The 22,894-nt window shown below is 72.5% G+C and carries 24 protein-coding genes; 18 read left to right on the forward strand and 6 right to left on the reverse strand.

Annotated elements, in window-relative coordinates; all coding sequences use genetic code 11:
- The first annotated feature begins 154 nt into the window (after positions 1-154).
- From LCH29_RS19165 to LCH29_RS19180, 4 genes are all read left to right on the forward strand, one after another.
- Positions 155-3,073, forward strand: a complete 2,919-nt coding sequence (locus LCH29_RS19165) for a bifunctional acetate--CoA ligase family protein/GNAT family N-acetyltransferase (RefSeq protein WP_446462945.1) — start codon at positions 155-157, stop codon at positions 3,071-3,073.
- A 62-nt stretch (positions 3,074-3,135) separates the two neighbouring features.
- The gene (locus tag LCH29_RS19170; protein WP_063735875.1) at positions 3,136-3,732 is read left to right on the forward strand and encodes a DUF5998 family protein; all 597 of its coding nucleotides are present in this window, start codon (positions 3,136-3,138) and stop codon (positions 3,730-3,732) included.
- Positions 3,732-4,961, forward strand: coding sequence for an alkaline phosphatase family protein (locus LCH29_RS19175; RefSeq protein WP_446462946.1), 1,230 nt, complete (start codon positions 3,732-3,734; stop codon positions 4,959-4,961). Before LCH29_RS19170 ends, LCH29_RS19175 begins: the two co-directional genes overlap by 1 nt.
- 66 nt (positions 4,962-5,027) lie before the next feature.
- Positions 5,028-5,699: a thymidine kinase gene (locus tag LCH29_RS19180; protein WP_446462947.1), complete on the forward strand. Its 672-nt coding sequence runs from the start codon at positions 5,028-5,030 to the stop codon at positions 5,697-5,699.
- Here the strand turns inward: LCH29_RS19180 and LCH29_RS19185 are convergent.
- A complete protein-coding gene (locus tag LCH29_RS19185; protein ID WP_446462948.1) occupies positions 5,696-6,490 on the reverse strand; it encodes a VOC family protein in 795 nt (264 codons plus the stop codon). The genes LCH29_RS19180 and LCH29_RS19185 overlap by 4 nt on opposite strands.
- 286 nt (positions 6,491-6,776) lie before the next feature.
- On the opposite strand from LCH29_RS19185, the gene LCH29_RS19190 reads away from it, so the two are divergent.
- On the forward strand, positions 6,777-7,613 hold the full coding sequence (locus LCH29_RS19190; protein ID WP_446462949.1) for a sulfurtransferase: 837 nt from the start codon (positions 6,777-6,779) through the stop codon (positions 7,611-7,613).
- Positions 7,614-7,700: 87 nt separating this feature from the next.
- Here the strand turns inward: LCH29_RS19190 and sepH are convergent, their stop codons facing one another.
- The 3 genes from sepH to LCH29_RS19205 form a co-directional block, all read right to left on the reverse strand.
- Complete coding sequence (gene sepH, locus LCH29_RS19195; RefSeq protein WP_446462950.1) at positions 7,701-8,825, reverse strand: septation protein SepH; 1,125 nt, start codon at positions 8,823-8,825, stop codon at positions 7,701-7,703.
- A gap of 407 nt (positions 8,826-9,232) precedes the next feature.
- Positions 9,233-10,558 (reverse strand): D-arabinono-1,4-lactone oxidase, encoded by a 1,326-nt coding sequence (locus tag LCH29_RS19200; protein WP_446462951.1) that lies wholly within the window; start codon positions 10,556-10,558, stop codon positions 9,233-9,235.
- Positions 10,512-11,768, reverse strand: a complete 1,257-nt coding sequence (locus LCH29_RS19205; RefSeq protein ID WP_446462952.1) for an MFS transporter — start codon at positions 11,766-11,768, stop codon at positions 10,512-10,514. Before LCH29_RS19205 ends, LCH29_RS19200 begins: the two co-directional genes overlap by 47 nt.
- Before the next feature lie 173 nt (positions 11,769-11,941).
- Here LCH29_RS19205 and LCH29_RS19210 point away from each other — a divergent pair, with 173 nt between their 5' ends.
- Complete coding sequence (locus tag LCH29_RS19210; protein WP_446462953.1) at positions 11,942-13,084, forward strand: ferrochelatase; 1,143 nt, start codon at positions 11,942-11,944, stop codon at positions 13,082-13,084.
- 90 nt (positions 13,085-13,174) lie between these two features.
- A complete protein-coding gene (locus LCH29_RS19215; RefSeq protein ID WP_446462954.1) occupies positions 13,175-13,975 on the forward strand; it encodes an inositol monophosphatase family protein in 801 nt (266 codons plus the stop codon).
- Positions 13,976-14,162: 187 nt separating this feature from the next.
- Here LCH29_RS19215 and LCH29_RS19220 read toward each other — a convergent pair whose 3' ends face one another.
- The gene (locus tag LCH29_RS19220; RefSeq protein ID WP_167542486.1) at positions 14,163-14,330 is read right to left on the reverse strand and encodes a hypothetical protein; all 168 of its coding nucleotides are present in this window, start codon (positions 14,328-14,330) and stop codon (positions 14,163-14,165) included.
- A gap of 310 nt (positions 14,331-14,640) precedes the next feature.
- On the opposite strand from LCH29_RS19220, the gene LCH29_RS19225 reads away from it, so the two are divergent.
- The 4 genes from LCH29_RS19225 (at position 14,641) to LCH29_RS19240 (ending at position 18,098) form a co-directional block, all read left to right on the forward strand.
- The gene (locus LCH29_RS19225; RefSeq protein ID WP_009714539.1) at positions 14,641-15,294 is read left to right on the forward strand and encodes a response regulator transcription factor; all 654 of its coding nucleotides are present in this window, start codon (positions 14,641-14,643) and stop codon (positions 15,292-15,294) included.
- Between the two features lie 6 nt (positions 15,295-15,300).
- Complete coding sequence (locus LCH29_RS19230) at positions 15,301-16,536, forward strand: sensor histidine kinase (protein ID WP_446462955.1); 1,236 nt, start codon at positions 15,301-15,303, stop codon at positions 16,534-16,536.
- 429 nt (positions 16,537-16,965) lie between these two features.
- Positions 16,966-17,268, forward strand: a complete 303-nt coding sequence (locus tag LCH29_RS19235) for a DUF4193 domain-containing protein (protein ID WP_009714537.1) — start codon at positions 16,966-16,968, stop codon at positions 17,266-17,268.
- Between the two features lie 35 nt (positions 17,269-17,303).
- Positions 17,304-18,098, forward strand: a complete 795-nt coding sequence (locus LCH29_RS19240) for a hypothetical protein (RefSeq protein ID WP_446462956.1) — start codon at positions 17,304-17,306, stop codon at positions 18,096-18,098.
- Positions 18,099-18,113: 15 nt separating this feature from the next.
- Here the strand turns inward: LCH29_RS19240 and LCH29_RS19245 are convergent, their stop codons facing one another.
- Entirely contained in the window at positions 18,114-18,566 is a 453-nt protein-coding gene (locus tag LCH29_RS19245; protein ID WP_446462957.1) for a DUF3093 domain-containing protein, read from the reverse strand.
- Between the two features lie 59 nt (positions 18,567-18,625).
- On the opposite strand from LCH29_RS19245, the gene LCH29_RS19250 reads away from it, so the two are divergent.
- The 7 genes from LCH29_RS19250 to LCH29_RS19280 all read left to right on the forward strand — a co-directional run.
- The gene (locus tag LCH29_RS19250) at positions 18,626-19,207 is read left to right on the forward strand and encodes a PaaI family thioesterase (RefSeq protein WP_446462958.1); all 582 of its coding nucleotides are present in this window, start codon (positions 18,626-18,628) and stop codon (positions 19,205-19,207) included.
- Positions 19,204-19,719 (forward strand): dUTP diphosphatase, encoded by a 516-nt coding sequence (gene dut / locus LCH29_RS19255; protein WP_421106652.1) that lies wholly within the window; start codon positions 19,204-19,206, stop codon positions 19,717-19,719. Before LCH29_RS19250 ends, dut begins: the two co-directional genes overlap by 4 nt.
- A 1-nt stretch (position 19,720) precedes the next feature.
- A complete protein-coding gene (locus LCH29_RS19260) occupies positions 19,721-20,503 on the forward strand; it encodes a DUF3710 domain-containing protein (RefSeq protein WP_446462959.1) in 783 nt (260 codons plus the stop codon).
- A 207-nt stretch (positions 20,504-20,710) separates the two neighbouring features.
- Positions 20,711-21,598, forward strand: a complete 888-nt coding sequence (locus LCH29_RS19265; protein ID WP_446462960.1) for a hypothetical protein — start codon at positions 20,711-20,713, stop codon at positions 21,596-21,598.
- 318 nt (positions 21,599-21,916) lie between these two features.
- Positions 21,917-22,006 (forward strand): K(+)-transporting ATPase subunit F, encoded by a 90-nt coding sequence (gene kdpF, locus LCH29_RS19270; protein ID WP_446462961.1) that lies wholly within the window; start codon positions 21,917-21,919, stop codon positions 22,004-22,006.
- Between the two features lie 7 nt (positions 22,007-22,013).
- A complete protein-coding gene (locus tag LCH29_RS19275) occupies positions 22,014-22,235 on the forward strand; it encodes a potassium-transporting ATPase subunit C (protein ID WP_446462962.1) in 222 nt (73 codons plus the stop codon).
- Between the two features lie 21 nt (positions 22,236-22,256).
- A partial coding sequence (locus LCH29_RS19280; RefSeq protein ID WP_446462963.1) for a histidine kinase occupies positions 22,257-22,894 on the forward strand: 638 nt, incomplete at its 3' end.

Consider the following 22,894-nt stretch of genomic DNA (forward strand, 5'->3'; position numbering starts at 1 on the left):
TACGGTGTCCGGTCTCGCCCGGGTCGGGGCCCGAGTGGGTCCAGTCATGTCCGAACAGGTCCGATACGGACTTTCCCTCGACACCCCCCGTTCACGCAAGGGTGTCCGCCATGCGGACCTCTGCGTCCCGGACTTCAGCCCGTACCCTGTCCCCATGCCGAGCCCGTCGGATCATCACGCGTACCCCACCCACTGGGAGGCCGACGTGGTGCTCAGGGACGGTGGTACCGCGCAGATCCGCCCCATCACGCCCGATGACGCGCAGCGCCTGGTCAGCTTCTACGAACACGTCTCGGACGAGTCGAAGTACTACCGCTTCTTCGCGCCCTACCCCCGGCTCTCCGACCGCGACGTCCACCGCTTCACCCACCACGACTACGTCGACCGGGTCGGCCTCGCGGCGACCGTCGGGGGCGAGTTCATCGCCACCGTCCGCTACGACCGCATCGACGAGGACGGGCTGCCCGCCCACCTCCCGCCACCCGGTGAGGGCGACGCCGACCGGCCCCCCGCCGACGAGGCCGAGGTCGCCTTCCTGGTCCAGGACGCCCACCAGGGCCGCGGCGTGGCCTCGGCCCTCCTCGAACACATCGGGGCCGTCGCCCGCGAGCGCGGGATCCGCCGCTTCGCCGCCGAGGTGCTGCCCGCCAACACCAAGATGATCAAGGTGTTCACGGACGCCGGCTACACCCAGAAACGCAGCTTCGACGACGGCGTCGTCCGCCTCGAATTCGACCTCGAACCCACCGACCGCTCCCTCGCCGTCATGCGCGCCCGTGAGCAGCGCGCCGAGGCGCGCTCCGTGCAGCGGTTGCTCACCCCCGGCTCCGTCGCCGTCATCGGAACCGGCCGCGCCCCCGGCGGGGTCGGCCGCACCGTGCTGCGCAACCTCCTCGACGGTGGCTTCACCGGGCGGGTCCACGCCGTCAACCACGCCTTCCCCGAGGACTGGACGCGCCTGGAGCCCGACGGCGTCCCGGCCCACCGCTCCCTGCGCGAGATCGACGGACCGGTCGACCTGGCCGTCGTCGCCGTGCCCGCCGCGCAGGTGCCCGCCGTGGTCGCCGACTGCGGCGACCACGGCGTCCAGGGGCTCGTCGTCCTCTCCGCCGGGTACGCCGAGAGCGGCCCCGAGGGCCGCGACCGCCAGCGCGACCTGGTCCGCCAGGCCCGCACCTACGGTATGCGCGTCATCGGCCCCAACGCCTTCGGCATCATCAACACCGCCGAGGGCGTGCGGCTGAACGCCTCCCTCTCACCCCGGCTGCCCGTCCCCGGCCGCATCGGGCTGTTCACCCAGTCCGGCGCGATCGGCATCGCCCTGCTGTCCGGGCTGCACCGGCGCGGCGCCGGACTCACCCGCCCCACCGGCACCGAGGGGACGGCGGGTCTCGCGGGCCTCGCGGGCATGGTCGGCCTCTCCACCTTCGTATCCACCGGAAACCGCGCCGACGTCTCCGGCAACGACCTCCTCCAGTACTGGTACGAGGACCCGGAGACCGACGTCGCCCTCATGTACCTCGAATCCATCGGCAACCCCCGCAAGTTCACCCGGCTCGCCCGGCGCACCGCCGCCGTCAAGCCCGTCGTGGTCGTCAAGGGCGCCCGGCACAGCGGCAGCGCCCCCACCGGGCACGCCGTGCCCACCACCCGCATCCCCGACGCCACCGTCTCCGACCTGCTGCGACAGGCGGGCGTCCTGCGTGTGGACACCGTCACCCAGCTCGCCGACGCCGGGGTCCTGCTCGCCTCCCAGCCGCTCCCGGACGGGCCGCGCGTCGCCATCCTCGGCAACTCCGAATCCCTCGGGCTGCTCACCTACGACGCCTGCCTCACCGAGGGGCTGCGCCCGCTGCCGCCCCGCGACCTGACCACGGCCGCCGCCCCCGAGGACTTCCACCGCGCCCTGACCGGGGCGCTCGCCGACGACGCGTGCGACGCCGTCGTCGTCACCGCCATCCCATGGGTCGGCGACGCCCGTGCGGCGGACCTCGCCGCGGCCGTCCGCACGGCGGCCACCGAGGCGTCCGGGCGCGGCGCGGCCAAGCCGGTGGCGGTGGTCCACCTGGAGATCCCCGGCCTCGCGGAGGCCCTCGCGGGCATCGGCGACCCGGCCTCGGCGCCCGGCGCCGCACCACCGGCCGAGATCCGCCGGATCCCGGCCTATCCGGCCGCCGAGCGCGCGGTGCGGGCGCTCGCCGAGGCCGTGTGGTACGCGCGCTGGCGGCGGGAATCCGAGGAACCCGGCCGGGTGCCGGAGTACGACGACATCGACGAGGCGGGGGCCGCCGCCGACATCGAGGTGCTGCTGGCCCCGCCCGAGGGAGCCCCGCACCCGGACATCCCGCCGCCCGACGCCCCCGTACCGGACGGGACTGGCGAATCCGGCCTCGAGCTGTCCGCCGCCGACACCCAGCGCCTGCTGGCCCGCTACGGCGTCAGCGTGCTGCCCGCGCTGCCCGCACCCGACCCCGACGCCGCCGTACGGGCCGCCGGGCGGCTCGGCTACCCGGTCGCGCTGAAGCCCACCGCCCCGCAGCTGCGCCACCGCACCGACCTGGGCGGGGTGCGGCTCGACCTCGGCGGCGAGACGGAACTGCGCCGCGCGTACGCCGAACTGACCGCCCATCTCGGCCCTGCCGAGGAGCTGGGCCTGGTCGTGCAGCGGATGGCCCCGCGCGGCGTCGACACCGTCGTACGGGCCGCGATAGACCCCGCCGCCGGAGCCGTGCTCTCCTTCGGGCTCGCCGGCGCCCCGTCCGAGCTGCTGGGCGACACCGCCCACCGGCTCGTCCCCGCCACCGACCGGGACGCGGCCGAACTGATCCGGTCCATCCGGACCGCGCCGCTCCTCTTCGGCTGGCGGGGTTCCAAGCCGGTGGACACCGCGGCCCTCGAAGAGCTGCTGCTGAGGGTGTCGCGGCTGGTGGACGACCATCCCGAGGTGGTCGCCGTCGACCTGGAGCCGGTCGTCGTCGCCCAGCGCGGCCTCTCCGTGCTCGGCGCGTCCGCGCGGCTGGCGCCGCCGCCCGTGCGCACCGACCTCGGCCCCCGCCATCTGCCCGCGTACTGACGGGCCGGGACCGGTGACGGGCATGGGAGCCGGTGTCGGCGCCGCCCCGTAGGATGGTGCCCATGGCGAAGACCGGTACGACGACCCAGGGGCTGCGCGCGGCGATCGAGCGCAGCGGCTATTACCCGGCACTCGTGGCCGAGGCGGTGGAGGCCGCCGTGGGCGGCGAGCCGATCGTGTCGTACCTGGTCCATCAGGAGACCACGTTCGACGCCAACGAGGTGCGCCGCCATGTCACGGTCCTCGTCCTCACCGGAAACCGCTTCATCGTCAGCCACACCGACGAGCAGGCCGCGGACGGCACCTCCCCGTCGCCGTACGCGACCACCTCCACCGAGTCCGTGAAGCTCCAGCGCATCTCGTCGGTCGTGCTCAGCCGGGTCGTCGCCAACCCCGAGTCGTACACCCCGGGCACGCTGCCCCGCGAGGTCGTGCTGACCATCGGCTGGGGCGCCGTCAACCGCCTCGACCTGGAGCCCGCCGCCTGCGGCGACCCCAACTGCGAGGCCGACCACGGCTACACCGGCTCGTCCACCGCCGACGACCTGAGCCTGCGGGTCAGCGAGGCGGGCGACGGCCCCGACACCGTCCGCCAGACCCTCGCCTTCGCCCAGGCGCTCTCCGAGGCCACCGCGGCCACGCCGGACACCGGCCGCTGATGCCCGGCTCCGCCACCGGCCCGACCACCGCCGCCGACTCCGCCTGGCCCGAGCCGGTCCCGCTCGACCCCCGTGCCGCTCCGCTGCCGCGCTACGGCACGGGCTCGCTCGCCGATCTGCTGCCCGCGATCGCCGCGGGCCAGGAGGTCCCGGGGCTGACGTCCGGGCTCGCCCTCGCACCCGCCGACCGGGTCTGCGTCTTCCTGATCGACGGCCTGGGCTGGGAGCTGCTCCGCGATCACCCCGCCGAGGCGCCCTTCCTGACCTCGCTGCTCTCCACCTCGCTGAACGGCACCGGCGCCCCGCTCACCGCGGGTTTCCCTTCCACCACCGCCACGTCGCTCGCCTCCGTGGGCACGGGCCTGCCGCCCGGCGCCCACGGGCTGCCGGGCTATACGGTGGCCGACCCCGCCACCGGCCAGCTGATGAACCAGCTGCGCTGGCAGCCCTGGACGGATCCGCACGCCTGGCAGCCGTATCCCACGGTCTTCCAGCTGGCCGACGCCGCGGGCGTGCACACCTGCCAGGTCTCCGCGCCGACCTTCGCGGAGACCCCGCTCACCAAGATCGCGCTGAGCGGCGGCACCTTCCACGGCCGGCTCTCCGGCGAGGAGCGGATGGACCTCGCGGCCGAGCAGCTCGGCGCCGCGGACCGCTCGCTCGTCTACACGTACTACAGCGAAGTGGATGGCAAGGGTCATCGCTTCGGCGTCGACTCCGCGGAGTGGCGTGACCAACTCCGCTACGTCGACGGGCTGGCCCGGCGGCTCGCCGAACAACTCCCGCCCCGCGCCGCGCTGTACGTGACCGCCGACCATGGCATGATCGACATCCCCTTCGACCCGGAGTCGCGCCTCGACTTCGACACCGACTGGGAGCTGCGGGCGGGCGTCGCGCTGCTGGGCGGCGAGGGCCGTGCCCGCCATCTGTACGCGGTCCCCGGCGCGGCCGGCGACGTGCTCGCCGTATGGCGCGAGGTGGTGGGGGAGCGGATGTGGGTAGCCAGCCGTGACGAGGCCATCGAGGCGGGCTGGTTCGGGCCGCCCGGCGGCACCGGCGGTGTGGACGACCGGGTCTACCGGCGCATCGGCGACATCGTGGCCGCCGCCCGCGACGACATCGCGATCGTCGCCTCGGAGACCGAGCCGAAGGAGTCCGCGATGGTCGGGCTGCACGGTTCGATGACCCCGGTGGAGCAGCTCGTCCCGCTGCTCGAAGTACGCTCCTGAGCGACCGCGTCACCCGCACGACCGCGTCACCGTCACCTGTCTCGTACGAAAGGCTCCGCCACCCCCATGCCCGAGCTGGTGTTCTTCTCCGGAACCATGGACTGCGGAAAGAGCACGCTGGCTCTTCAGATCGAGCACAATCGCTCGGCCCGCGGGCTCCAGGGGATGATCTACGCCCGGGACGACCGGGCGGGCCACGGCAAGCTCTCCTCGCGGCTCGGGCTGGTCACCGAGGCCGTCGAGGCCATGCCTGACCTGGACTTCTACGCCCATGTGGTCGGCGTGCTGACGGCCGGGAACCGTGCCGACTACGTCATCGTGGACGAGGCGCAGTTCCTCACCCCGCTCCAGATCGACCAACTCGCCCGCATCGTCGACGACCTGGGGCTGGACGTCTTCGCGTTCGGCATCACCACCGACTTCCGCAGCAAGCTCTTCCCCGGCTCCCAGCGGCTGGTCGAACTCGCGGACCGTGTGGAGGTGCTCCAGGTCGAGGCGTTGTGCTGGTGCGGTGCCCGGGCGACGCACAACGCCCGTACGGTCGGCGGCGAGATGGTCGTCGAGGGCGCCCAGGTCGTGGTGGGCGACGTCAACCAGTCGGAGAGCGAGGTGGGTTACGAGGTGCTGTGCCGCCGCCACCACCGGCGCCGGATGACGGCCGCCGGCGCGCGGGCCGCCAGCCTGTCACCCGATGTGCTCCCGGTCGACTCGCCCGCGGGCCCGCCGACGGCTCCCTAACCCCCCTCAGCCCGGACGACCGTGAAGGCCGCCCCCTCCCGGTCCGTGACCAGGGCCGCGCGCCCGGTCGCCCGGTCCGACGGCGGCTCGACCACCCGGCCGCCCAACTCGGCGACCCGGCGCACCGCTTCGTCCACGTCCCGTACCGCGAAGTGGGTCATCCAGTGCGCGCCCCGGTCGCGGGGCAGGGCCCGGTCCGCGCTCCGGAGCGCGCACACCGGCCGCCCGCCCAGATGCAGGGTCCGGCGGACCGGCTCGCCGGGCTCGGGCGGCGACGCGCTCGGCGTACCGTCCGGCTCGTAGCCGAAGACCATCTGGTAGAACTTCACGACCGCCCCGGAGTCGCGGGCCGTCAGCTCGTGCCAGACCGGGGTGCCGGGCGCTCCCGACTCCCGGAGGGCGGCGTGCTCCTCCTCCTGCCACACCCCGAACACGGCGCCTTCCGGGTCGGCGGCGATCAGCATCCGGCCCGCCTCGTCCGCGTCCAGCGGGCCCACGGCCACGGTGCCGCCGCAGGCGCGGATCATCTCCGCCGTCTCGTCGGCGTCGTGGGAGGCCAGATAGGTCATCCAGGAGACTGGAAGCCGACGTTCCGGTGGCAGCTCGCCCAGTCCGGCGACCGGCACGCCGTCCCGTACGGCGCGGACGTACGCCCCGAGCTGCTGCGGACCCGGGGTGAACTCCCAGTCGAACAGGGCATGGTAGAAGTCCTGTGTCGCGGCAAGGCTGTGCACCATCAAACTCGTCCAGCAGGGCGTGCCCGGTGTGCGCCGAGTCGTTGCCTCGGTCATACGTCACTCTCTCCTCGGACCATCGTCGTGGCCGTGCGGCCCCGGGCCGTTCGGCGGCGCGGGGCGGTGATGCGGACGTGCTGATGTGGGGGGCCCGAACGATATTTGCACCACCTGCCACGGCAAGCGCCCGGCCGCGCCGCAAAATGCCTGCTCCGGAGGAAGAATGACCGGTTTATTGCCGCGCATCCGTTTCGCTGTGCTTGCCGTGGAGTGACGTTCAGCTGTGCGTTGAGTGATCGGGGGGTCCAAACGTCGCGGGCGGATCTACGCAAGGATGGTTCCCATGAATGCCATCATTACCGCACCCGACCTCATGAACGCGCTGGCGGGGGAGCGCCCCCCGCTGCTGCTGGACGTGCGCTGGCAGCTCGGCGGCCCGCCCGGCCGCCCTGCCTACGAGGCCGGACACCTGCCCGGCGCCGTGTACGTCGATCTCGACACCGAACTGGCGAGCCCGGCCGGCGCGGCGGGGCGCCATCCGCTGCCCGATCTTTCCGCGTTCGCGGCCGCGATGCGCCGGGCCGGGGTCGGCCGGGACCGGCGCGTGGTGACGTATGACGGCGGACAGGGGTGGGCAGCGGCGCGCGCCTGGTGGCTGCTCCGCTGGGCGGGCCACCCCGACGTCCGCGTGCTCGACGGCGGTCTGCCCGCCTGGACCGCGGCCGGGGGCGCGCTGACCACCGAACTCCCGGGCGAGCCCGAGGGGGACTTCTTCCCGGAGCCCGGCGCCCTGCCGCTGCTCACGGCGGATGACGCGGCCGCGCTCGCCCGGCGCGGGGTGCTGCTGGACGCGCGGGCGGGGGAGCGCTACCGCGGCGAGGTCGAGCCGATCGACCCGGTCGGCGGCCACATCCCGGGCGCGATCTCCGCTCCCACCGCCGAGAACGTCACCACCGACGGCCATCTGCTGCCCGCCGAGCGGCTGGTCGAGCGCTTCGCGGACCTCGGTGCCGCCGGGGACGCGGAGGTCGGGGTGTACTGCGGTTCGGGCGTCTCGGCCGCGCACCAGGTGCTGGCGCTGGCGGAAGCCGGGATTCCGGCGGCTCTGTACGTGGGGTCGTGGAGCGAGTGGTCCGCCGACGGCAGCCGTCCGGTGGCCACCGGCCACGAGCCCGGCTGAATCCGCACCGCCGCGCACCAGGCTCCGGGCCCGCCACCGCACCGCGGTGACGGGCCCGGAGCCTGTGGAGAGCGAGCGGCCCGGAGGCTACTCCTGCTTCTTGCGGCGCGTACCGAAGACGATCTCGTCCCAGCTCGGCACCGCGGCCCGGCGACCCGGACGGACACCGTCCGCCTCCGCCTGGCGGTCCGTCGTCCCCGTCAGCCGGTCGCGGTGGCCCGCGACCGAACGGGGCATCAGCACATCCGCGTACGCCGAACCCGCGCTCGCCGCCGGGGCGGGCGGCTCGACGGCCTCGGCCTCCTCCAGCGGCTCGTCCGGCGGGGGTGGCGGCGCCACGACCGGTGCCTCGGGCACGACCATGTCGCCACGGAAGTTGGGCACGGCCTCCAGCAGACTGGTCAGCGAGTCGCGCTCGCCGAGGCCGTCGTCCACCGAGGCGGACGCCGGTACCGGCAGGGCGGACTCGTCCTCGTCGTCGCCCTGTTCGGAGGATGTCCCCCGGTCCCAGTCTCTTTCTCTGTCCCGGTCTCTGTCTCTGTCCTTGTCCCGGTCCCGGGGCAGCCGGGCGATGCGCGGGACGAAGGGGAAGCTGGGCTCCGGGGTGTCGTCGGCTTCGCCGATGAGCGTCCGCGCCTCGTCGTCCACGGCCTGGACCAGCCGCCGGGGCGGGTCGTACGTCCAGCTCGCCGAGTGCGGCTCACCGGCGACCCGGTAGACCAGCAGCACCTCCCAGGTGCCGTCGTCACGCCGCCACGAGTCCCACTGCGCGGTGTCCTTCTCGGCGCCGCGCAGCAGCAGCCGCTCCGCCACGGCCTCGCCGAGCTGCGGTCCGGTGTTCTCGCCGGGGCGGCGCACGGGTGTCTTACGGGCGCGCTCGGCCATGAACGCGCGCTCCGCGAGCACCGGGCCCTCGAAGCGGCGCACGCGGTCGACGGGAATGCCGGCCATCTGCGCGACCTCTTCGGCCGTGGCGCCGGCACGTATACGGGCCTGGATGTCACGGGGTCGCAGATGGCTCTCGACCTCGATCTCGATCTGGCCGAGCCGAGCGCGGTCGTTGCGCACCGCGGCGCGCAGTCGCTCGTCGATGGGAAGTGTGTACTCCGTGCTGTCCGCAGCCTTGAGCACCAGCCGTGTGCCGTCGTTGCTGACGGCCACGACACGCAGTTCGGGCATGGGGACCTCCCGGGTGGTGCCTGCCGACGTCACGGTTGCGTCGCTGCTCTCCCGCTAGACGAGTGTGGCCTGCCCGGGTGCAGCCTGCCACAACTTTGCCGAGTTGCCCGGGCCGGTTGGTTGCCGCCCTCTGCCCCCTCCCGTTGGGTCCGGGCGGCCGGACGGGAAAGCGGGGCCAGGGCTCGCCACAGTACTCCATTTGGGCCGCTCGGGTGGAGCGGCGCGCCAGCCGAGTTCGGGCGTGGCGTGGTGATCCGGCGCCGAATCCTTCGAAGTGGGGCGCATTTTGGGCCGCAAGTTTCACAGGAACGTCAGAATCGGAACGGTCCGCTTCGTTTATAGTCCGCTTCCCCCCGGGAGCTGGAACGAATGTCCACGCCGTGGCCGGAGGCGCCGGAGCGGGCGCGGCCCGGGGCGCACCCGCTGACCGGCCGGGCGGCTCAGCCGCCGAGCACCCGCCGCAGGTAGTCGTTGCCGAACACCCGGTCCGGGTCGAGCCGGTCGCGGAGCGCGGTGAACTCGCCGAACCGCGGATAGACCCCGGAGAGATAGGCGGCGTCGCGGCTGTGCAGCTTGCCCCAGTGCGGGCGTCCGCCGTGCGCGGTCATGATCTGCTCGGCGGCCGTGAAGTACGCCCGGTGCGGGGTGCCCCGGTAGAGGTGGACGGCGATGTACGCGGTGTCCCGGCCGGAGGCGGTGGACAGCGGGATGTCGTCGGCGGGCGCCGTCCGCACCTCCACCGGGAAGCTGACCCGCAGCCCCGACCGCTCGACGGTCGCCTTCAGTTCGCGCAGCGCCGGGACGGCGGCCTCGCGCGGCACCGCGTACTCCATCTCCAGGAAACGGACCCGGCGCGGACTGGTGAAGACCTTGTAAGGAATGTCCGTGTAGGTCCGGGCGGACAGGGCCCGACTGGAGATCTTGGCGATCCCGGGGATGGTGGCGGGGACCGCCCGGCCCACCGTGCAGGCCACCTGGAAGATGCCGTTGGACAGCAGTTCGTCGTCCACCCAGCCGCTGACCCGGCCGACGGGGGAGGCGGGGCCGGTGCTGCGGTTGTTGCGCTTGGTGTTGCAGTTGCCGGTGTGGGGGAACCAGTAGAACTCGAAGTGCTCGTTCTCGGCGACGAGTTGTTCGAAGTCCGTCATCACCCGGTCGAAGGACATCGGTTCCTCGCGCGCGGTGAGCAGGAACTCCCGCTCCACCTCGAAGGTGATCGCCGTGACCACGCCGAGCGCGCCGAGGCCGACCCGGGCGGCCGCGAAGATCTCCGGGTGCTCGGTCGCCGAGCAGCGCAGCACCGAGCCGTCCGCCGTGACCAGCTCCAGTCCCTTGATCTGGGCGGCGATCGAGGCGGTGTCGCGCCCCGTCCCATGGGTGCCGGTGGAGGCGGCCCCGGCGACCGTCTGCTCCATGATGTCGCCCATGTTGGTCAGCGACAGACCGTGGGCCGACAGGGTCTCGTTGAGCTGACGCAGCGTGGTGCCCGCCGCGACGGTCACCGTGCCCGCCTCCCGGTCCACCTCCCGCACGCCCACCAGGCGGTCCGGGCGTATCAGCACGCCGTCGGTGGCGGCCGTGGTGGTGAAGGAGTGGCCGGTGCCCACCGGCTTGACCCGCAGCCCGTCCGCCACGGCCCGGCGCACGGCCTCGGCCAGCTCCTGGGTCGAGGAGGGAGCCACGCTCCGCACCGGACGGGCGATGACGTTCCCCGCCCAGTTACGCCACACGCTGTTCCGCTCGGTTCTTACGGTCTTGACGGCCATCCGCACCCGACCCCTCCCGCTGTGGCGCCGGCCGGAGCCGGCGATACCCGAGGAACGCCACCGCCGCCGCGAGCGCCCCGGCCACGGCCGGCACCGCGTACCCCGCGCGGGCCCCGGCGGCGTCCACCACCCCTCCGGTGGCCGACGAGCCGAGCGCCACGCCGACCATGAGCCCGGTACTCACCCAGGTCATGCCCTCGGTCAGGCGCGCGCGTGGTACGTGCTGTTCGACGAGGGCCATGGTCGTGACCATCGTCGGTGCGACGGCCAGGCCCGCGACAAAGAGCGCCACGGCCAGAAACGACAGGTTCCCGACCAGTTGGAGGGGGATCATACTCACGGTCATCGCACAAATACCCAGCAACCAGCGGAAAGACAGCGATCTTTTGAGCGGCAGCAGTCCGAAGACGGCTCCCGCCGTGCACGAGCCCAGCGCGTACACCGCCAGGACCAGGCTCGCCGCCGCCTTGTGGCCCTCGGCCTCGGCGAACGCCACCGTCGCCACGTCGACCGCCCCGAAGATCGTCCCGACCGCGACGAAGGTGAGGACCAGCACCTGGAGCGCGCGCGACCGCAGCGCGGAGCCACCGCTGTGCGAACCGCGCGGATGCGGCACGGGCTCGGTGGCCCGCTGCGCGGTGAGCCAGAAGACGCCGACGGCCAGGAAACAGCCCGCCAGCAGCGGGCCCGCCTCCGGGAACCAGGCGGTGGACAGCCCGATCGCGATCATCGGCCCGAGGATGAAGCAGGCCTCGTCGACGATGGCCTCCCAGGCGTACGCGGCGTGCAGTGCACGCGGCGCGTCCTGGTGGATCGCCGCCCAGCGGGCCCGCACCATCGAGCCGACGCTCGGCACGCAGCCGGCCGTGGCGGCGAACACGAACAGCGTCCAGTCCGGCCAGCCCCGGTGGGCCGCCAGCAGCAGTCCGGCCAGCGAGGTGAGCGTGATGAGCGTCGCGGGGCGCAGCACCCGGCGCTGGCCGTACCGGTCGACCAGCCGGGAGGTCTGCGGGCCGATGACGGCGACGGAGAGCGCGAGGGTGGCCGCCAGCGCCCCGGCGAGCCCGTACCGCCCGGTGAGTTGGGAGACCATCGTGACCACGCCGATGCTCGTCATGGCCACCGTCATCCGCCCGATGAACCCGGCCGCGGAGAACGCCTTGGCGCCGGGGGCGGCGAAGATCACACGGTACGGACCGGGTCCGGGCATGGCGGGGCCTCCGCGGGCGGGCAGAGCGGCGGGACGGGACGGCGGGAGCGAAGAGAGCAGGTCGGCGGGGCCGAGGGGGTAAGGAACGTCGAAGCTGATACAGCTTACGGCCACTCCGGGGCCCGCGCAGGGGCATTTCCCGCCGGTCCGGGACCGGTGGCAGGATCAGAACCATGCCGGAACAGCCATCGCAGCCATCCCCCGCCCCGTACGACGCCCTGCTGTTGCTCTCCTTCGGAGGGCCCGAGGGCCCGGAGGACGTCGTGCCGTTCCTGGAGAACGTCACGCGGGGCCGGGGCATCCCGCGCGAGCGGCTCAAGGAGGTCGGGCAGCACTACTTCCTGTTCGGCGGCGTCAGCCCGATCAACGCCCAGAACCGCGAGCTGCTGCACGCGCTGCGCAAGGACTTCGCCGAGCACGGTCTTGACCTGCCGGTCTACTGGGGCAACCGCAACTGGGCCCCGTACCTGACCGACACCCTGCGCGAGATGGTCACCGACGGCCACCGCCGCATCGCGGTGCTCGCCACCAGCGCGTACGCCTCGTACTCGGGCTGCCGCCAGTACCGCGAGAACCTCGCGGACGCGCTCGCCGCCCTGGAGGGCGAGGGGCTGCCGCTGCCGCGCGTGGACAAGCTGCGGCACTACTTCAACCACCCCGGCTTCGTCCGGCCCATGGTGGACGCGACGCTCGCCGCGCTCGCCGAGCTGCCCGAGGGGCTGCGGGCGGGCGCGCACCTCGCCTTCACCACCCACTCCATCCCGACCGCCGCCGCGGACACCTCAGGACCGGTCCCGGACCACGGCGAGGGCGGAGCGTACGTCGCCCAGCACCTCGACGTCGCCCGGCTGATCGCCGAGGCGGTGCGGGAGGAGACCGGCGCCGTGCACCCCTGGCGGCTGGTCTACCAGTCCCGCAGCGGCGCCCCGCACATCCCCTGGCTGGAGCCGGACATCTGCGACCACTTGGAGGAGCTGCACGGCGAGGGCGTGCCCGCCGCCGTGATGGTCCCGATCGGCTTCGTCTCGGACCACATGGAGGTCAAGTACGACCTGGACACCGAGGCGGCCGCCAAGGCGGCCGACCTGGGCCTGCCGGTCGCCCGTGCCTCGACAGTGGGCGCCGATCCGCGGTTCGCGGCGGCGGTGCGCGATCTGCTGCTGGAGCGCGCCGCCACCGAGCGGTTCGCCGCCGGGGACGCCCCCGTGGCGCCCGAGCGCTGCGCGCTGGGCGCGCTGGGCCCGTCCCACGACCTCTGCCCGGTGGGCTGCTGCCCGGCCCGCTCGCCGCGACCGGCCGCCGCCGGGGCCGACTAGCCGGGGCCGGCCGGGGAGCCGTTCCGGCTGATCTCCAGGGCCGTCGCACGCGCACACGCAGGACGCACGGGTAATCCACCAAGGAGCACGATGACCGACTCGCTCAACGCCGAACTGCTCGATCTGGCCCTGGAGGTCGCCCGCAGGGCCGGGGACCTGCTGCGCGACGGCCGCCCGGCCGACCTCGGCGTGGCCGCCACCAAGTCCAGCCCGATCGATGTCGTCACCGAGATGGACGTCGCCTCCGAGAAACTGATCACCGACTTCCTCGCGCAGCACCGCCCGCAGGACGGCGTGCTGGGCGAGGAGGGCGCGAGCAGCGAGGGCAGCAGCGGGGTCCGCTGGGTGATCGATCCGATCGACGGCACGGTGAACTACCTCTACGGCCTCCCGTCCTGGGCGGTCAGCATCGCCGTCGAGCGGGACGGCGAGCCGGTCGTCGGCGTGGTGGCGGCGCCCATGCGCGGCGAGACGTACCACGCGGTGCTCGGCCAGGGCGCGTACGCCGACGGGGAGCGGGTGCGGGTGCGCCCCGCACCCCCCTTCGAGCAGGCGCTGATCGGCACCGGCTTCGGCTATGTGCGCGAGCGCCGCATCGGGCAGGCCAGGGTCCTCCACGAACTGCTGCCCCAGGTGCGCGACATCCGGCGCGGCGGATCGGCCGCCATCGACCTGTGCGACGTGGCCTGCGGCCGGCTCAACGCGTACTACGAGCGCGGGCTCAACCCCTGGGACTACGCGGCCGGTGCCCTCATAGCCCGCGAGGCGGGCGCGCTGACCGGCGGACGGCCGGGCGTACCCGCCTCGACGGAGCTGACCATCGCCGCCGCCCCCGGCCTCTTCGAGCCGCTCCGGGCGCTGCTGGAGGACCTGGGCGCCTGGCACGACTGAGCCGGCCCGCCGCCACCCCCAGGGCACGCGAAGCGCCCCGGTGCCAGGAGGGCACCGGGGCGCTTCGGCGTGGATTGTGCCGGTCGTGCTGGGCGGTTCGGCGTACCGGAGCTGGATCGGTCTCCGTCACACCGGGTGATCAAGCCGCCGAAGGGAACCGGCGGCGCACTGGATCAAGCAATCTGGATCAAGCGGCGCTTACTTCGACGCCGTGCTCGGCGGCCAGTCGACGGAGGTCTTCCAGCTCCGCCAGCTCCACATCGGCGAGGAACTCGTCGCCCGTCTCACGGGCGCGAGTCAGATCGGACTGGGTGGTCTCTATACGCTGCAGAATGCCTGCGGTGAACGCGTCCATGGTGCGCCCCCTCGTCGTGGGTCGGTGGCACGGGGGTGTGCCGACGGCGGGAGCGATCACGTACGTGAATCCCTGAGAGTGGCGGCGGCTCAATGGATAGCCACGTACAGGGCGTGATCGCGGGGTGTGCAGTCGTCCTCCCCACCCCACTCGGAGCGGAAACCTCCGGCGCCAAAAGTTTCTTGATGATCTTGAAGTCGGCCGTCGGGCGCCTCTTACCGCCGGTTTATGAGACTTCGAGGCAGGATGGAGGCGCCGAACGCTGTGGAGCACGAGAGCCCGCCGCGGCCATGAGGGAAGGACGAACGACGTGCGTGTACTCGTCGTCGAGGACGAGCAGCTGCTCGCCGACGCGGTGGCCACCGGACTGCGCCGGGAGGCCATGGCCGTCGACGTCGTGTATGACGGTGCCGCCGCCCTGGAGCGCATCGCCGTCAACGACTATGACGTCGTGGTCCTCGACCGTGACCTGCCGCTCGTCCACGGCGACGACGTGTGCCGCAAGATCGTCGAACTGGGCATGCCCACCCGCGTCCTGATGCTCACCGCCTCCGGTGACGTCAGCGACCGCGTCGAGGGGCTGGAGATCGGCGCCGACGACTACCTCCCGAAGCCGTTCGCGTTCAGCGAGCTGATCGCCCGGGTGCGGGCACTCGGCCGCCGCACCACCGTCGCCCTGCCGCCGGTCCTGGAGCGGGCCGGGATCAAGCTGGACCCGAACCGCCGCGAGGTGTTCCGGGACGGCAAGGAGATCCAGCTGGCGCCCAAGGAGTTCGCGGTGCTGGAGGTCCTGATGCGCAGCGAGGGCGCCGTCGTCTCGGCCGAGCAGCTGCTGGAGAAGGCCTGGGACGAGAACACCGACCCGTTCACCAACGTCGTCCGGGTGACCGTCATGACGCTGCGGCGCAAGCTCGGCGAGCCCGCCGTGATCGTCACCGTCCCCGGCTCGGGATACCGGATCTGACCGCGCATGGCCACGACTCCGCTTCCGCCGGCGGCACCGCCCAAGCCCCACTGGGACCCGCAGCACACCTCGCCGCCCAACCCCTGGCTGCGCCCCACCATCCGGATACGGCTCACCCTGCTGTACGGCGGGATGTTCCTGATCGCCGGTGTGGTGCTGCTGACGATCATCTACCTGCTGGCGGCCGACGCCATCCGCCGGGGCAGCGAGTTCCCGCTCCAGATCGTGCGGATCGACTACAAGCCCTCGGACACCTGCCATCTGCCCAGCCAGGGCAACAACGACGCGTTCAACCGGGCGGTGGCCCAGTGCATGTCCCAGCAGCGCGACTACGCCCTGGACGGGCTGCTGCGCCGCTCGCTGCTGGCGCTGCTGGGGCTGGCGGTGGTCGCGTTCGCGTTCGGCTACGCCATGGCCGGGCGGGTGCTCTCGCCGCTGGGCCGCATCACTCGTACGGCGCGTCAGGTGGCGGGCTCGGACCTGTCCCGCCGGATCGAGCTGGACGGGCCGGACGACGAGCTGAAGGAGCTGGCGGACACCTTCGACGAGATGCTGGAACGGCTGGACCGGGCGTTCACCGCCCAGCAGCGGTTCGTCGCCAACGCCTCGCACGAGCTGCGCACCCCGCTGGCGATCAACCGCACCCTGCTGGAGGTGCAGTTGTCCGACCCGCAGGCGTCCCCGGAGCTGGTCCAGCTCGGCAAGACGCTGCTGGCCACCAACGAGCGCAGCGAGCAGCTGGTGGAGGGGCTGCTGCTGCTGGCCCGCAGCGACAACGAGATCGTGGACCGCAAGCCGGTGGATCTCGCCGAGGTGGCTTCCCAGGCCCTCGAACAGGTCCGGGCCGAGGCCCAGGCCAAGGGCGTGGAGATCCGGGGCGAGCGGGCGGCCGCGGTGGTCCAGGGCAACGGGGTGCTGCTGGAGCGGATCGCGCTGAACCTGGTACAGAACGCGGTGCGGTACAACGTCCCGGACCACGGCTGGGTGGAGGTGACCACCGAGGTGCGGCAGGGACAGGCGCTGCTGGTCGTCGCGAACACCGGACCCGTGATCCCGGCGTACGAGATGGACGCCATCTTCGAGCCGTTCCGCAGGCTCCGCACCGAGCGCACCGGCAGCGACAAGGGCGTGGGCCTCGGGCTGTCGATCGCCCGCTCGGTGGCGCGCGCCCACGGCGGCCGCATCGCGGCCGAGCCGCGGGAGGGCGGTGGCCTGGTGATGCGGGTGGTGCTCCCGGTCTGAGCGCGGAACGGCGAAACGGCGAGACGGCGGAATGGCGGAAGGGGTAGTACCCTCGTGGGGTGTTCGCTTTGGGCGGAATTTTCGTGATCCGCCCACCGCCTGCATCGTGTGTGATCGATCACATGGGCGATTTTCAAGCCATACACTCTGCGTGATCGTGCCGGTTGCCGGAAAGCCGTAAAAATCCGGGTTTTCAGGCACCGTGATCACGGGAAGTACACGTCATGGCGCATGAGAGTGCGACATTCGGACCGTGTACGGTCCCGATGGCCATCCAACCCGATCACCTCTTCAGGGGTGCGGTTGGGTGTCGATTGAGTAACAGACCTTGATGTGAGGCAAAATCTCCGCCTCAGGTCGGGCACAAGTCCGGCCTCTCACGCGTTACGAGCGCTGAGACACCGCAGACACCCAGAGGGGGAGAGCGACATGGCAACGGATTACGACACCCCACGCAAGACCGACGATGACGTCAACGAGGACAGCATCGAGGAACTCAAGGCCCGGCGGAACGACAAGTCGGCGTCCACCGTCGACGTCGACGAGTTCGAGCAGGCCGAGGGCCTGGAGCTGCCCGGTGCGGACCTCTCCAACGAGGAGCTGTCCGTCCGGGTGCTGCCCCGCCAGGCCGACGAGTTCACCTGCATGAGCTGCTTCCTCGTGCACCACCGCAGCCAGCTGGCCGCCGAGACCAAGAACGGCCAGCCGATCTGCCGCGACTGCGCGGCCTGAGCCGCAGGCCAGTCGTGGACGCGGAGCACGGCGGCGTGGACGGGGCACATGTCGAGCGAGGCCGGGTGGCCTCGCTCGCGGCCGCCCTCGGCCGCGGCGTCCGGCAGGGCGGTGGTCGTGCCCGGGCGGGGGTGTACGCGGTCGCCGACCGGATCGTGGCGAACGCACCGCGTATTCCGGTCCGCGACCTCGCGACGCTCCGCAAGCAGTTCCCCGGGCTCGGCCCGGAAGAGATCGCGGACAAGCTGGTGGCGGGTGCGGCGAACGGCACCTCCACCGTGGGTGCGGGCGTTGGTGCCGCGGCGATGCTGCCGGCCCCGCCCGCCATGCCCACCGAGCTGGCCACCGAGATCGTCGGCGTGGCGTCCATAGAGTTCAAGCTCATCGCCGAGCTGCACGAGGTCTACGGGCTGCGGGCGCCCGGGACGGTGCGGCAGCGGGCCACCGTCTACCTCAGCGCATGGGCCGAGGAGCGCGGCATCGACCCGACTGTCCCCGGCAGCGTCAACGCCGCGCTGAACGTCCGGATGAAGCGCGAGCTGCGCCAGCAGGTGGTGAGACGGAGCTTCCGGAACCTGCCGGTCCTTGCGCCCTTCATGGTCGGCGCCGCCGTCGGCGCCTCGATGAACCGGCGCGACACCAAGAGACTCGCGCGCAAGATCCGCAAGGATCTGCGCGACCGCCAGGTGCCCTGGGAGGCCCTTCCTCCGTCCCCGGATGCCACCGGCGAGCCGCCCGGCGCCCCGGGCGAGCTGCCGCCCTCACAGCCCCCGCAGCCTCCGCGGCCGGGCCCTCAGCCCCCGCAGCAGGGCCCTCAGGACGCTCCCTAGGCCGTAGGGCGTTTCCTAGGCCGTCTCGGCGCGTACGGCCGTCAGCGCCGCGGCCAGTCCCTCGGGGTCCCGGGTGGAGACGTACACATACGGCGTGGGGTCCTGCTGATCGGTGACCTCGACCCGCAGCGCGGTCGGGATGTAGCTCCGCAGCAGCATGAAGGCTCGCGGATCGGCCTTGTAGCTCCGCCAGGCGGCCGCCTCGTCGGTGTCCAGCACCTCGGGGGTTCCGAGGGCCGACACCGGGATCCTGGCCTCTCCCGCGACCAGGGAGCCCGCCACCACCCGCACCCGGGCCGAGCCGTACGAACTCACCGCGACACACGCCAGCGCCGCGCCCGCGATCAGGCCGCCGAGCATCGGCAGGGTGCCGAAGGGCAGCATGATCAACGCCGTGGCGAACCCGATCAGAATCGCGATGAACCACCATGAACGGGGCGCGGTGAGACGTTCGTCGTAAGGCTGCATGCGTATCAGCTTGGCATGGCCGCCTGCCCGGGCATCCCGCGCGGGTAAGGTCAGCCGTTGTGAGTGGAAGAACGACAGTGCTGAAGCCGCCGGCAGGCGCCACGGCACCCGTGCGCCACCCCGACGCGCCCGCGCCCGGCGAGCTCCTCGGCGCGCACTACGACCAGTGCTTCGGCTGCGGCGAGCAGAGCGGCGGATTGCGCCTGCGCGTGCGGGCGGGCGAGGGCGTCGGCCTCACGGCCGAGTTCACCGTGGACGCCGCCCACCAGGGCGCGCCCGGCCTGGCCCACGGCGGGGTGCTGACCGCGGCGCTGGACGAGACGCTCGGGGCCCTCAACTGGCTCCAGCGCGTGATCGCGGTGACCGGGCGGCTGGAGACGGACTTCGTCCGGCCGGTGCCCGTCGGCACCGTGCTGCACCTGGAGGCACGGGTGACCGCCGTGCACGGCCGCAAGATCTACTGTGCGGCCACGGGCCGCATCGGGGGCCCCGAGGGGCCCGTCGCGGTGCGCGCGGAGGCCCTCTTCATAGAGGTGCAGGTCGACCACTTCATCAAGAACGGCCGGTCGGAGGAGATCAACGCGGCGCTCGCCGACCCGGATCAGGTGAAGGTCGCGCGCGCATTCGAGGTGAATCCGTGACTCCCGTACCGGTGGACGTGTTGATCCGCAGGGTGGACCCCCAGGTGCCGATCCCGGGGTATGCCCACCCGGGGGACGCCGGTGCCGATCTCGTCACCACCGAGGCGGCGGAGCTGGCCCCGGGGGAGCGCGCGGTTCTGCCCACCGGAGTGTCTATCGCGCTCCCGGAGGGGTATGCCGCCTTCGTGCATCCGAGGTCCGGACTCGCCGCCCGCTGCGGAGTCGCCATGGTGAATGCCCCGGGGACCATCGATGCCGGGTACCGTGGAGAGATCAAGGTGATCGTGGTCAATCTCGACCCGCGCGAGAGCGTGCGGTTCGAGCGCTACGACCGGGTCGCCCAGATGGTCGTCCAGCAGGTCGAGAAGGTGCGCTTCCAGGAGGTGGCGGAGCTTCCCGAGTCGGCGCGGGCCGAAGGGGGCTTCGGGTCCACCGGCGGCCATGCCGCCGTGGGCGGCACAACGGGTGGGAATGGATACGCTTCGGTCGGTTCCGACCGGGAAGGACGATGACGTGTTCGGACGTCGCCGCAAGCGCAGCGAGGAGGACGTCGAGTCGCTCGACGTGACCTCCGAGGAGTTGGCCGAGGACGCGGAGGACGCGGCGGCCCTCGTCGACGAGGGCGACGAGGAGGCTCCCAGGGTGAGCCTGCCCCCCGCACCGCGTCCCGACGGCCCGTGGGACGTGTCCGAGGTGCGGGAGCCCGGCGAGGGCCGGGTGGACCTCGGCGGCATGTTCGTGCCCGGTGTCGAGGGCATGGAGCTGCGGGTGGAGGTCGCGGGGGACGCGATCGTGGCCGCGACCGTGGTGCTGCGGGACAGTGCCGTGCAGTTGCAGGCGTTCGCCGCGCCCAAGAAGGAAGGCATCTGGGGCGAGGTGCGGGACGAGATCGCCACCGGCATCACCCAGCAGGGCGGTGTGGTGGACGAGGTCGAGGGCCCGCTCGGCTGGGAGCTGCGGGCCCAGGTGCCGGTGCAGCTGCCGGACGGCAAGAACGGCGTCCAGGTGGTGCGCTTCATCGGCGTCGACGGGCCGCGCTGGTTCCTGCGCGGAGTGATCTCCGGGCAGGGTGCCGTGCAGCCCGAGACCGGCAGCCTGCTGGAGGCGATCTTCCAGGACACGGTCGTGGTGCGCGGTGAGGGCCCGATGGCCCCGCGCGACCCGATCGTGCTCAAGCTGCCGAACGACGCGCAGATGGTGCCCGACGGGGTGCAGCAGGAGGAGGCGCAGGGCTCGCGGTTCGCGGGCGGCGCCGACCGGCTCCAGCGCGGTCCGGAGATCACCGAGGTGCGCTGACCGCGGGCCGCGCCGCGTACGTAAGGCCAGGTCCGAAGGGGCCCGGGGAGTCTCCCCGGGCCCCTTCGACTTTTTTCTGTGAATCGTTGAACACCCGTGCCACCGCGGGCGTACTGATGGGCGAGAGACCCCCGGCGCGCCCGCGGCAGTGGGAGAGCGGACGCGACGGGCTCATTTCCTGTCCGACCTCAACGAGGTGAGTGATCAATGTCCCGAGGCCTTCCGTTACTTCATCGCCGGCGGATCGTCGTCGCCGGTGTGATCGGCGGTATCACCTGTGCGTCCGTGGCGGTGGGAGCCGCCATGGCGGGTCAGGACGGCAGCAGCAGCGAGGCGAAGGCGTCGGTCAAGGCCGCGTCCTCCATCAGCTGCCCCGCCGTGGAGGGATCCCTTCCGGAGATCCCCGCGGAGGCCAAGGCGGAGGTTGACCGTAACCTCGCCCTTCTGGACACCCAGCTCGCCGAGGCGAACAAGCGGCTGAGCACCAGCCAGGGCGAGGGCGGCCCGAACTTCGTGCAGAACGCGATCCTCGGTCCGCTGGCGGACAAGCGGAAGTCGACCCTCGACCGCATCGCGATCTCCATCGGGCGCCGGGCCGAGAAGCCGACGGGTCTGGACGCGCTCGCCGAGTGCACGCTGTCCGGCGGTGACGCAGGGGCGGGCACCGAGGCGGGGGCCGGGGCGAGCCCGACGGCCGCCGCGAGCGGCGCGGCGTCGGCCGACCCCGGCGCGGAGGAGTCCGGTGCCGACACGGGCGCCGGTGCGGACGAGGGCGCGGACGCGGGCGCCGGGTCCGGCCAGACGATCAGCTGTCCGGACGTCGCCGGTGAGATCGGCGACGTGCCGGCCGCCGCCCAGGCGGAGGTGGACCGCAACCTCGCCCTCCTGGACACCCAGCTCGGCGAGGCCAACAAGAGACTTTCGACCTCCGCGGGCGAAGGCGGCCCGAACTTCGTGCAGAACGCGATCCTGGGCCCGCTGGAGGACAAGCGGAAGTCCACGATCGACCGCATCAAGATCTCATTCTCCCGCCAGGGCTCGACCGCCCCCTCCGGTCTTGACGCTCTGGCGGGCTGCTCGCTCGCATCCGGCTGAGTCCCCGGCGTAAGGCTCGGCTGATGTGAGCGTTCTACCGGTGGGCCGTACTTTTCTCTGCGGAGTACGGCCCACCGGCTATTTCCCGTGCGCGGGTTCGTACGCGCGGGCCCCGGCGTCAGGGAGGCGTCAAGACGGCGCCCGGCGCCGTAAGGGAGCCGTCAACGGCGGGCTCACGCGCCCTCCGCAGGGGTTTCCTCAAGAGGACAGCACGCCACCGATCCTCTAGGAGCCCACGATGGCCGATCCGGCCTTCGTCGTCGCCACGCTCGCGGTCGTCGCGCTGGTGGCCCTCGTCGCCAAAGGGGTGACGAAGCTGTGACCGCCGAGAACGTCGTCGGCCCGGTCGTGGCCGTCGCGCTGTTGGGCTATCTGGTCCTCGCCCTCCTCTTCCCCGAGAGGTTCTGAGGGCGACATGAGTTCCCTCACCGCCTCCGGTTCCGGCGTCGACCCGGACATCTCGCCCGCGTACGCCACCCTCCAGGTGACCCGCGTGGCCCGGGCCAACGGGCTGCCCCGCGCCGAGGCCGCCCGGCCGGTCGAGGACCACACCGCGGGCCGCGCGCTCGGCTTCCTCGGCGAGCCGCGGGTCAACGTGCTGGAGCTGAACCTCGCACTCCACCAGCTGGAAAAATAGGCGAACGAGGAAAATGGGGTCATGGGACGCGGCAAACTCCGGATCTACCTCGGCGCGGCGCCGGGCGTCGGCAAGACCTACGCGATGCTGTCCGAGGGGCACCGGCGCGTCGAGCGGGGCACGGACCTCGTGGTCGGCTTCGTGGAGCACCACGGCCGCCGCCGCACCGAGGTGATGATGGCCGGTCTGGAGGAGGTGCCGCGCCGGGAGCTGGAGTACCGGGGCGCCGCCTTCACCGAGATGGACGTCGACGCGGTGCTCGCCCGCCGCCCCGGCGTCGCGCTCGTCGACGAGCTGGCCCACACCAACGTCCCCGGTTCCCGCAACACCAAGCGCTGGCAGGACGTCGAGGAGCTGCTGAAGGCCGGGATCGACGTCGTCTCCACGGTCAACATCCAGCACCTGGAGTCGCTGGGGGACGTGGTCGAGTCGATAACGGGCGTACGGCAGCGGGAGACCGTGCCCGACGAGGTGGTGCGCCGCGCCGACCAGATCGAGCTGGTCGACATGTCGCCCCAGGCGCTGCGCCGTCGCATGGCGCACGGCAACATCTACGCGCTCGACAAGGTCGACGCCGCGCTGTCCAACTACTTCCGGCCCGGGAACCTCACCGCGCTGCGCGAGCTGGCCCTGCTGTGGACGGCCGACCGGGTCGACGA

Source organism: Streptomyces sp. BRA346, from assembly GCF_052851135.1.

What these genes read in the sequence shown, in the direction of transcription:
- LCH29_RS19230 (WP_446462955.1), top strand. Translation starts at nt 15,301, where the DNA reads ATGGCCACGACTCCGCTTCCGCCGGCGGCACCGCCCAAGCCCCACTGG.
- LCH29_RS19275 (WP_446462962.1), top strand. Translation starts at nt 22,014, where the DNA reads ATGAGTTCCCTCACCGCCTCCGGTTCCGGCGTCGACCCGGACATCTCG.
- LCH29_RS19200 (WP_446462951.1), bottom strand. Translation starts at nt 10,558, where the DNA reads ATGGCCGTCAAGACCGTAAGAACCGAGCGGAACAGCGTGTGGCGTAAC.
- LCH29_RS19205 (WP_446462952.1), bottom strand. Translation starts at nt 11,768, where the DNA reads ATGCCCGGACCCGGTCCGTACCGTGTGATCTTCGCCGCCCCCGGCGCC.
- LCH29_RS19215 (WP_446462954.1), top strand. Translation starts at nt 13,175, where the DNA reads ATGACCGACTCGCTCAACGCCGAACTGCTCGATCTGGCCCTGGAGGTC.
- LCH29_RS19185 (WP_446462948.1), bottom strand. Translation starts at nt 6,490, where the DNA reads ATGACCGAGGCAACGACTCGGCGCACACCGGGCACGCCCTGCTGGACG.
- LCH29_RS19190 (WP_446462949.1), top strand. Translation starts at nt 6,777, where the DNA reads ATGAATGCCATCATTACCGCACCCGACCTCATGAACGCGCTGGCGGGG.
- LCH29_RS19175 (WP_446462946.1), top strand. Translation starts at nt 3,732, where the DNA reads ATGCCCGGCTCCGCCACCGGCCCGACCACCGCCGCCGACTCCGCCTGG.
- LCH29_RS19220 (WP_167542486.1), bottom strand. Translation starts at nt 14,330, where the DNA reads ATGGACGCGTTCACCGCAGGCATTCTGCAGCGTATAGAGACCACCCAG.
- LCH29_RS19245 (WP_446462957.1), bottom strand. Translation starts at nt 18,566, where the DNA reads ATGCAGCCTTACGACGAACGTCTCACCGCGCCCCGTTCATGGTGGTTC.
- LCH29_RS19265 (WP_446462960.1), top strand. Translation starts at nt 20,711, where the DNA reads ATGTCCCGAGGCCTTCCGTTACTTCATCGCCGGCGGATCGTCGTCGCC.
- LCH29_RS19210 (WP_446462953.1), top strand. Translation starts at nt 11,942, where the DNA reads ATGCCGGAACAGCCATCGCAGCCATCCCCCGCCCCGTACGACGCCCTG.
- LCH29_RS19170 (WP_063735875.1), top strand. Translation starts at nt 3,136, where the DNA reads ATGGCGAAGACCGGTACGACGACCCAGGGGCTGCGCGCGGCGATCGAG.
- LCH29_RS19165 (WP_446462945.1), top strand. Translation starts at nt 155, where the DNA reads ATGCCGAGCCCGTCGGATCATCACGCGTACCCCACCCACTGGGAGGCC.
- LCH29_RS19235 (WP_009714537.1), top strand. Translation starts at nt 16,966, where the DNA reads ATGGCAACGGATTACGACACCCCACGCAAGACCGACGATGACGTCAAC.
- LCH29_RS19180 (WP_446462947.1), top strand. Translation starts at nt 5,028, where the DNA reads ATGCCCGAGCTGGTGTTCTTCTCCGGAACCATGGACTGCGGAAAGAGC.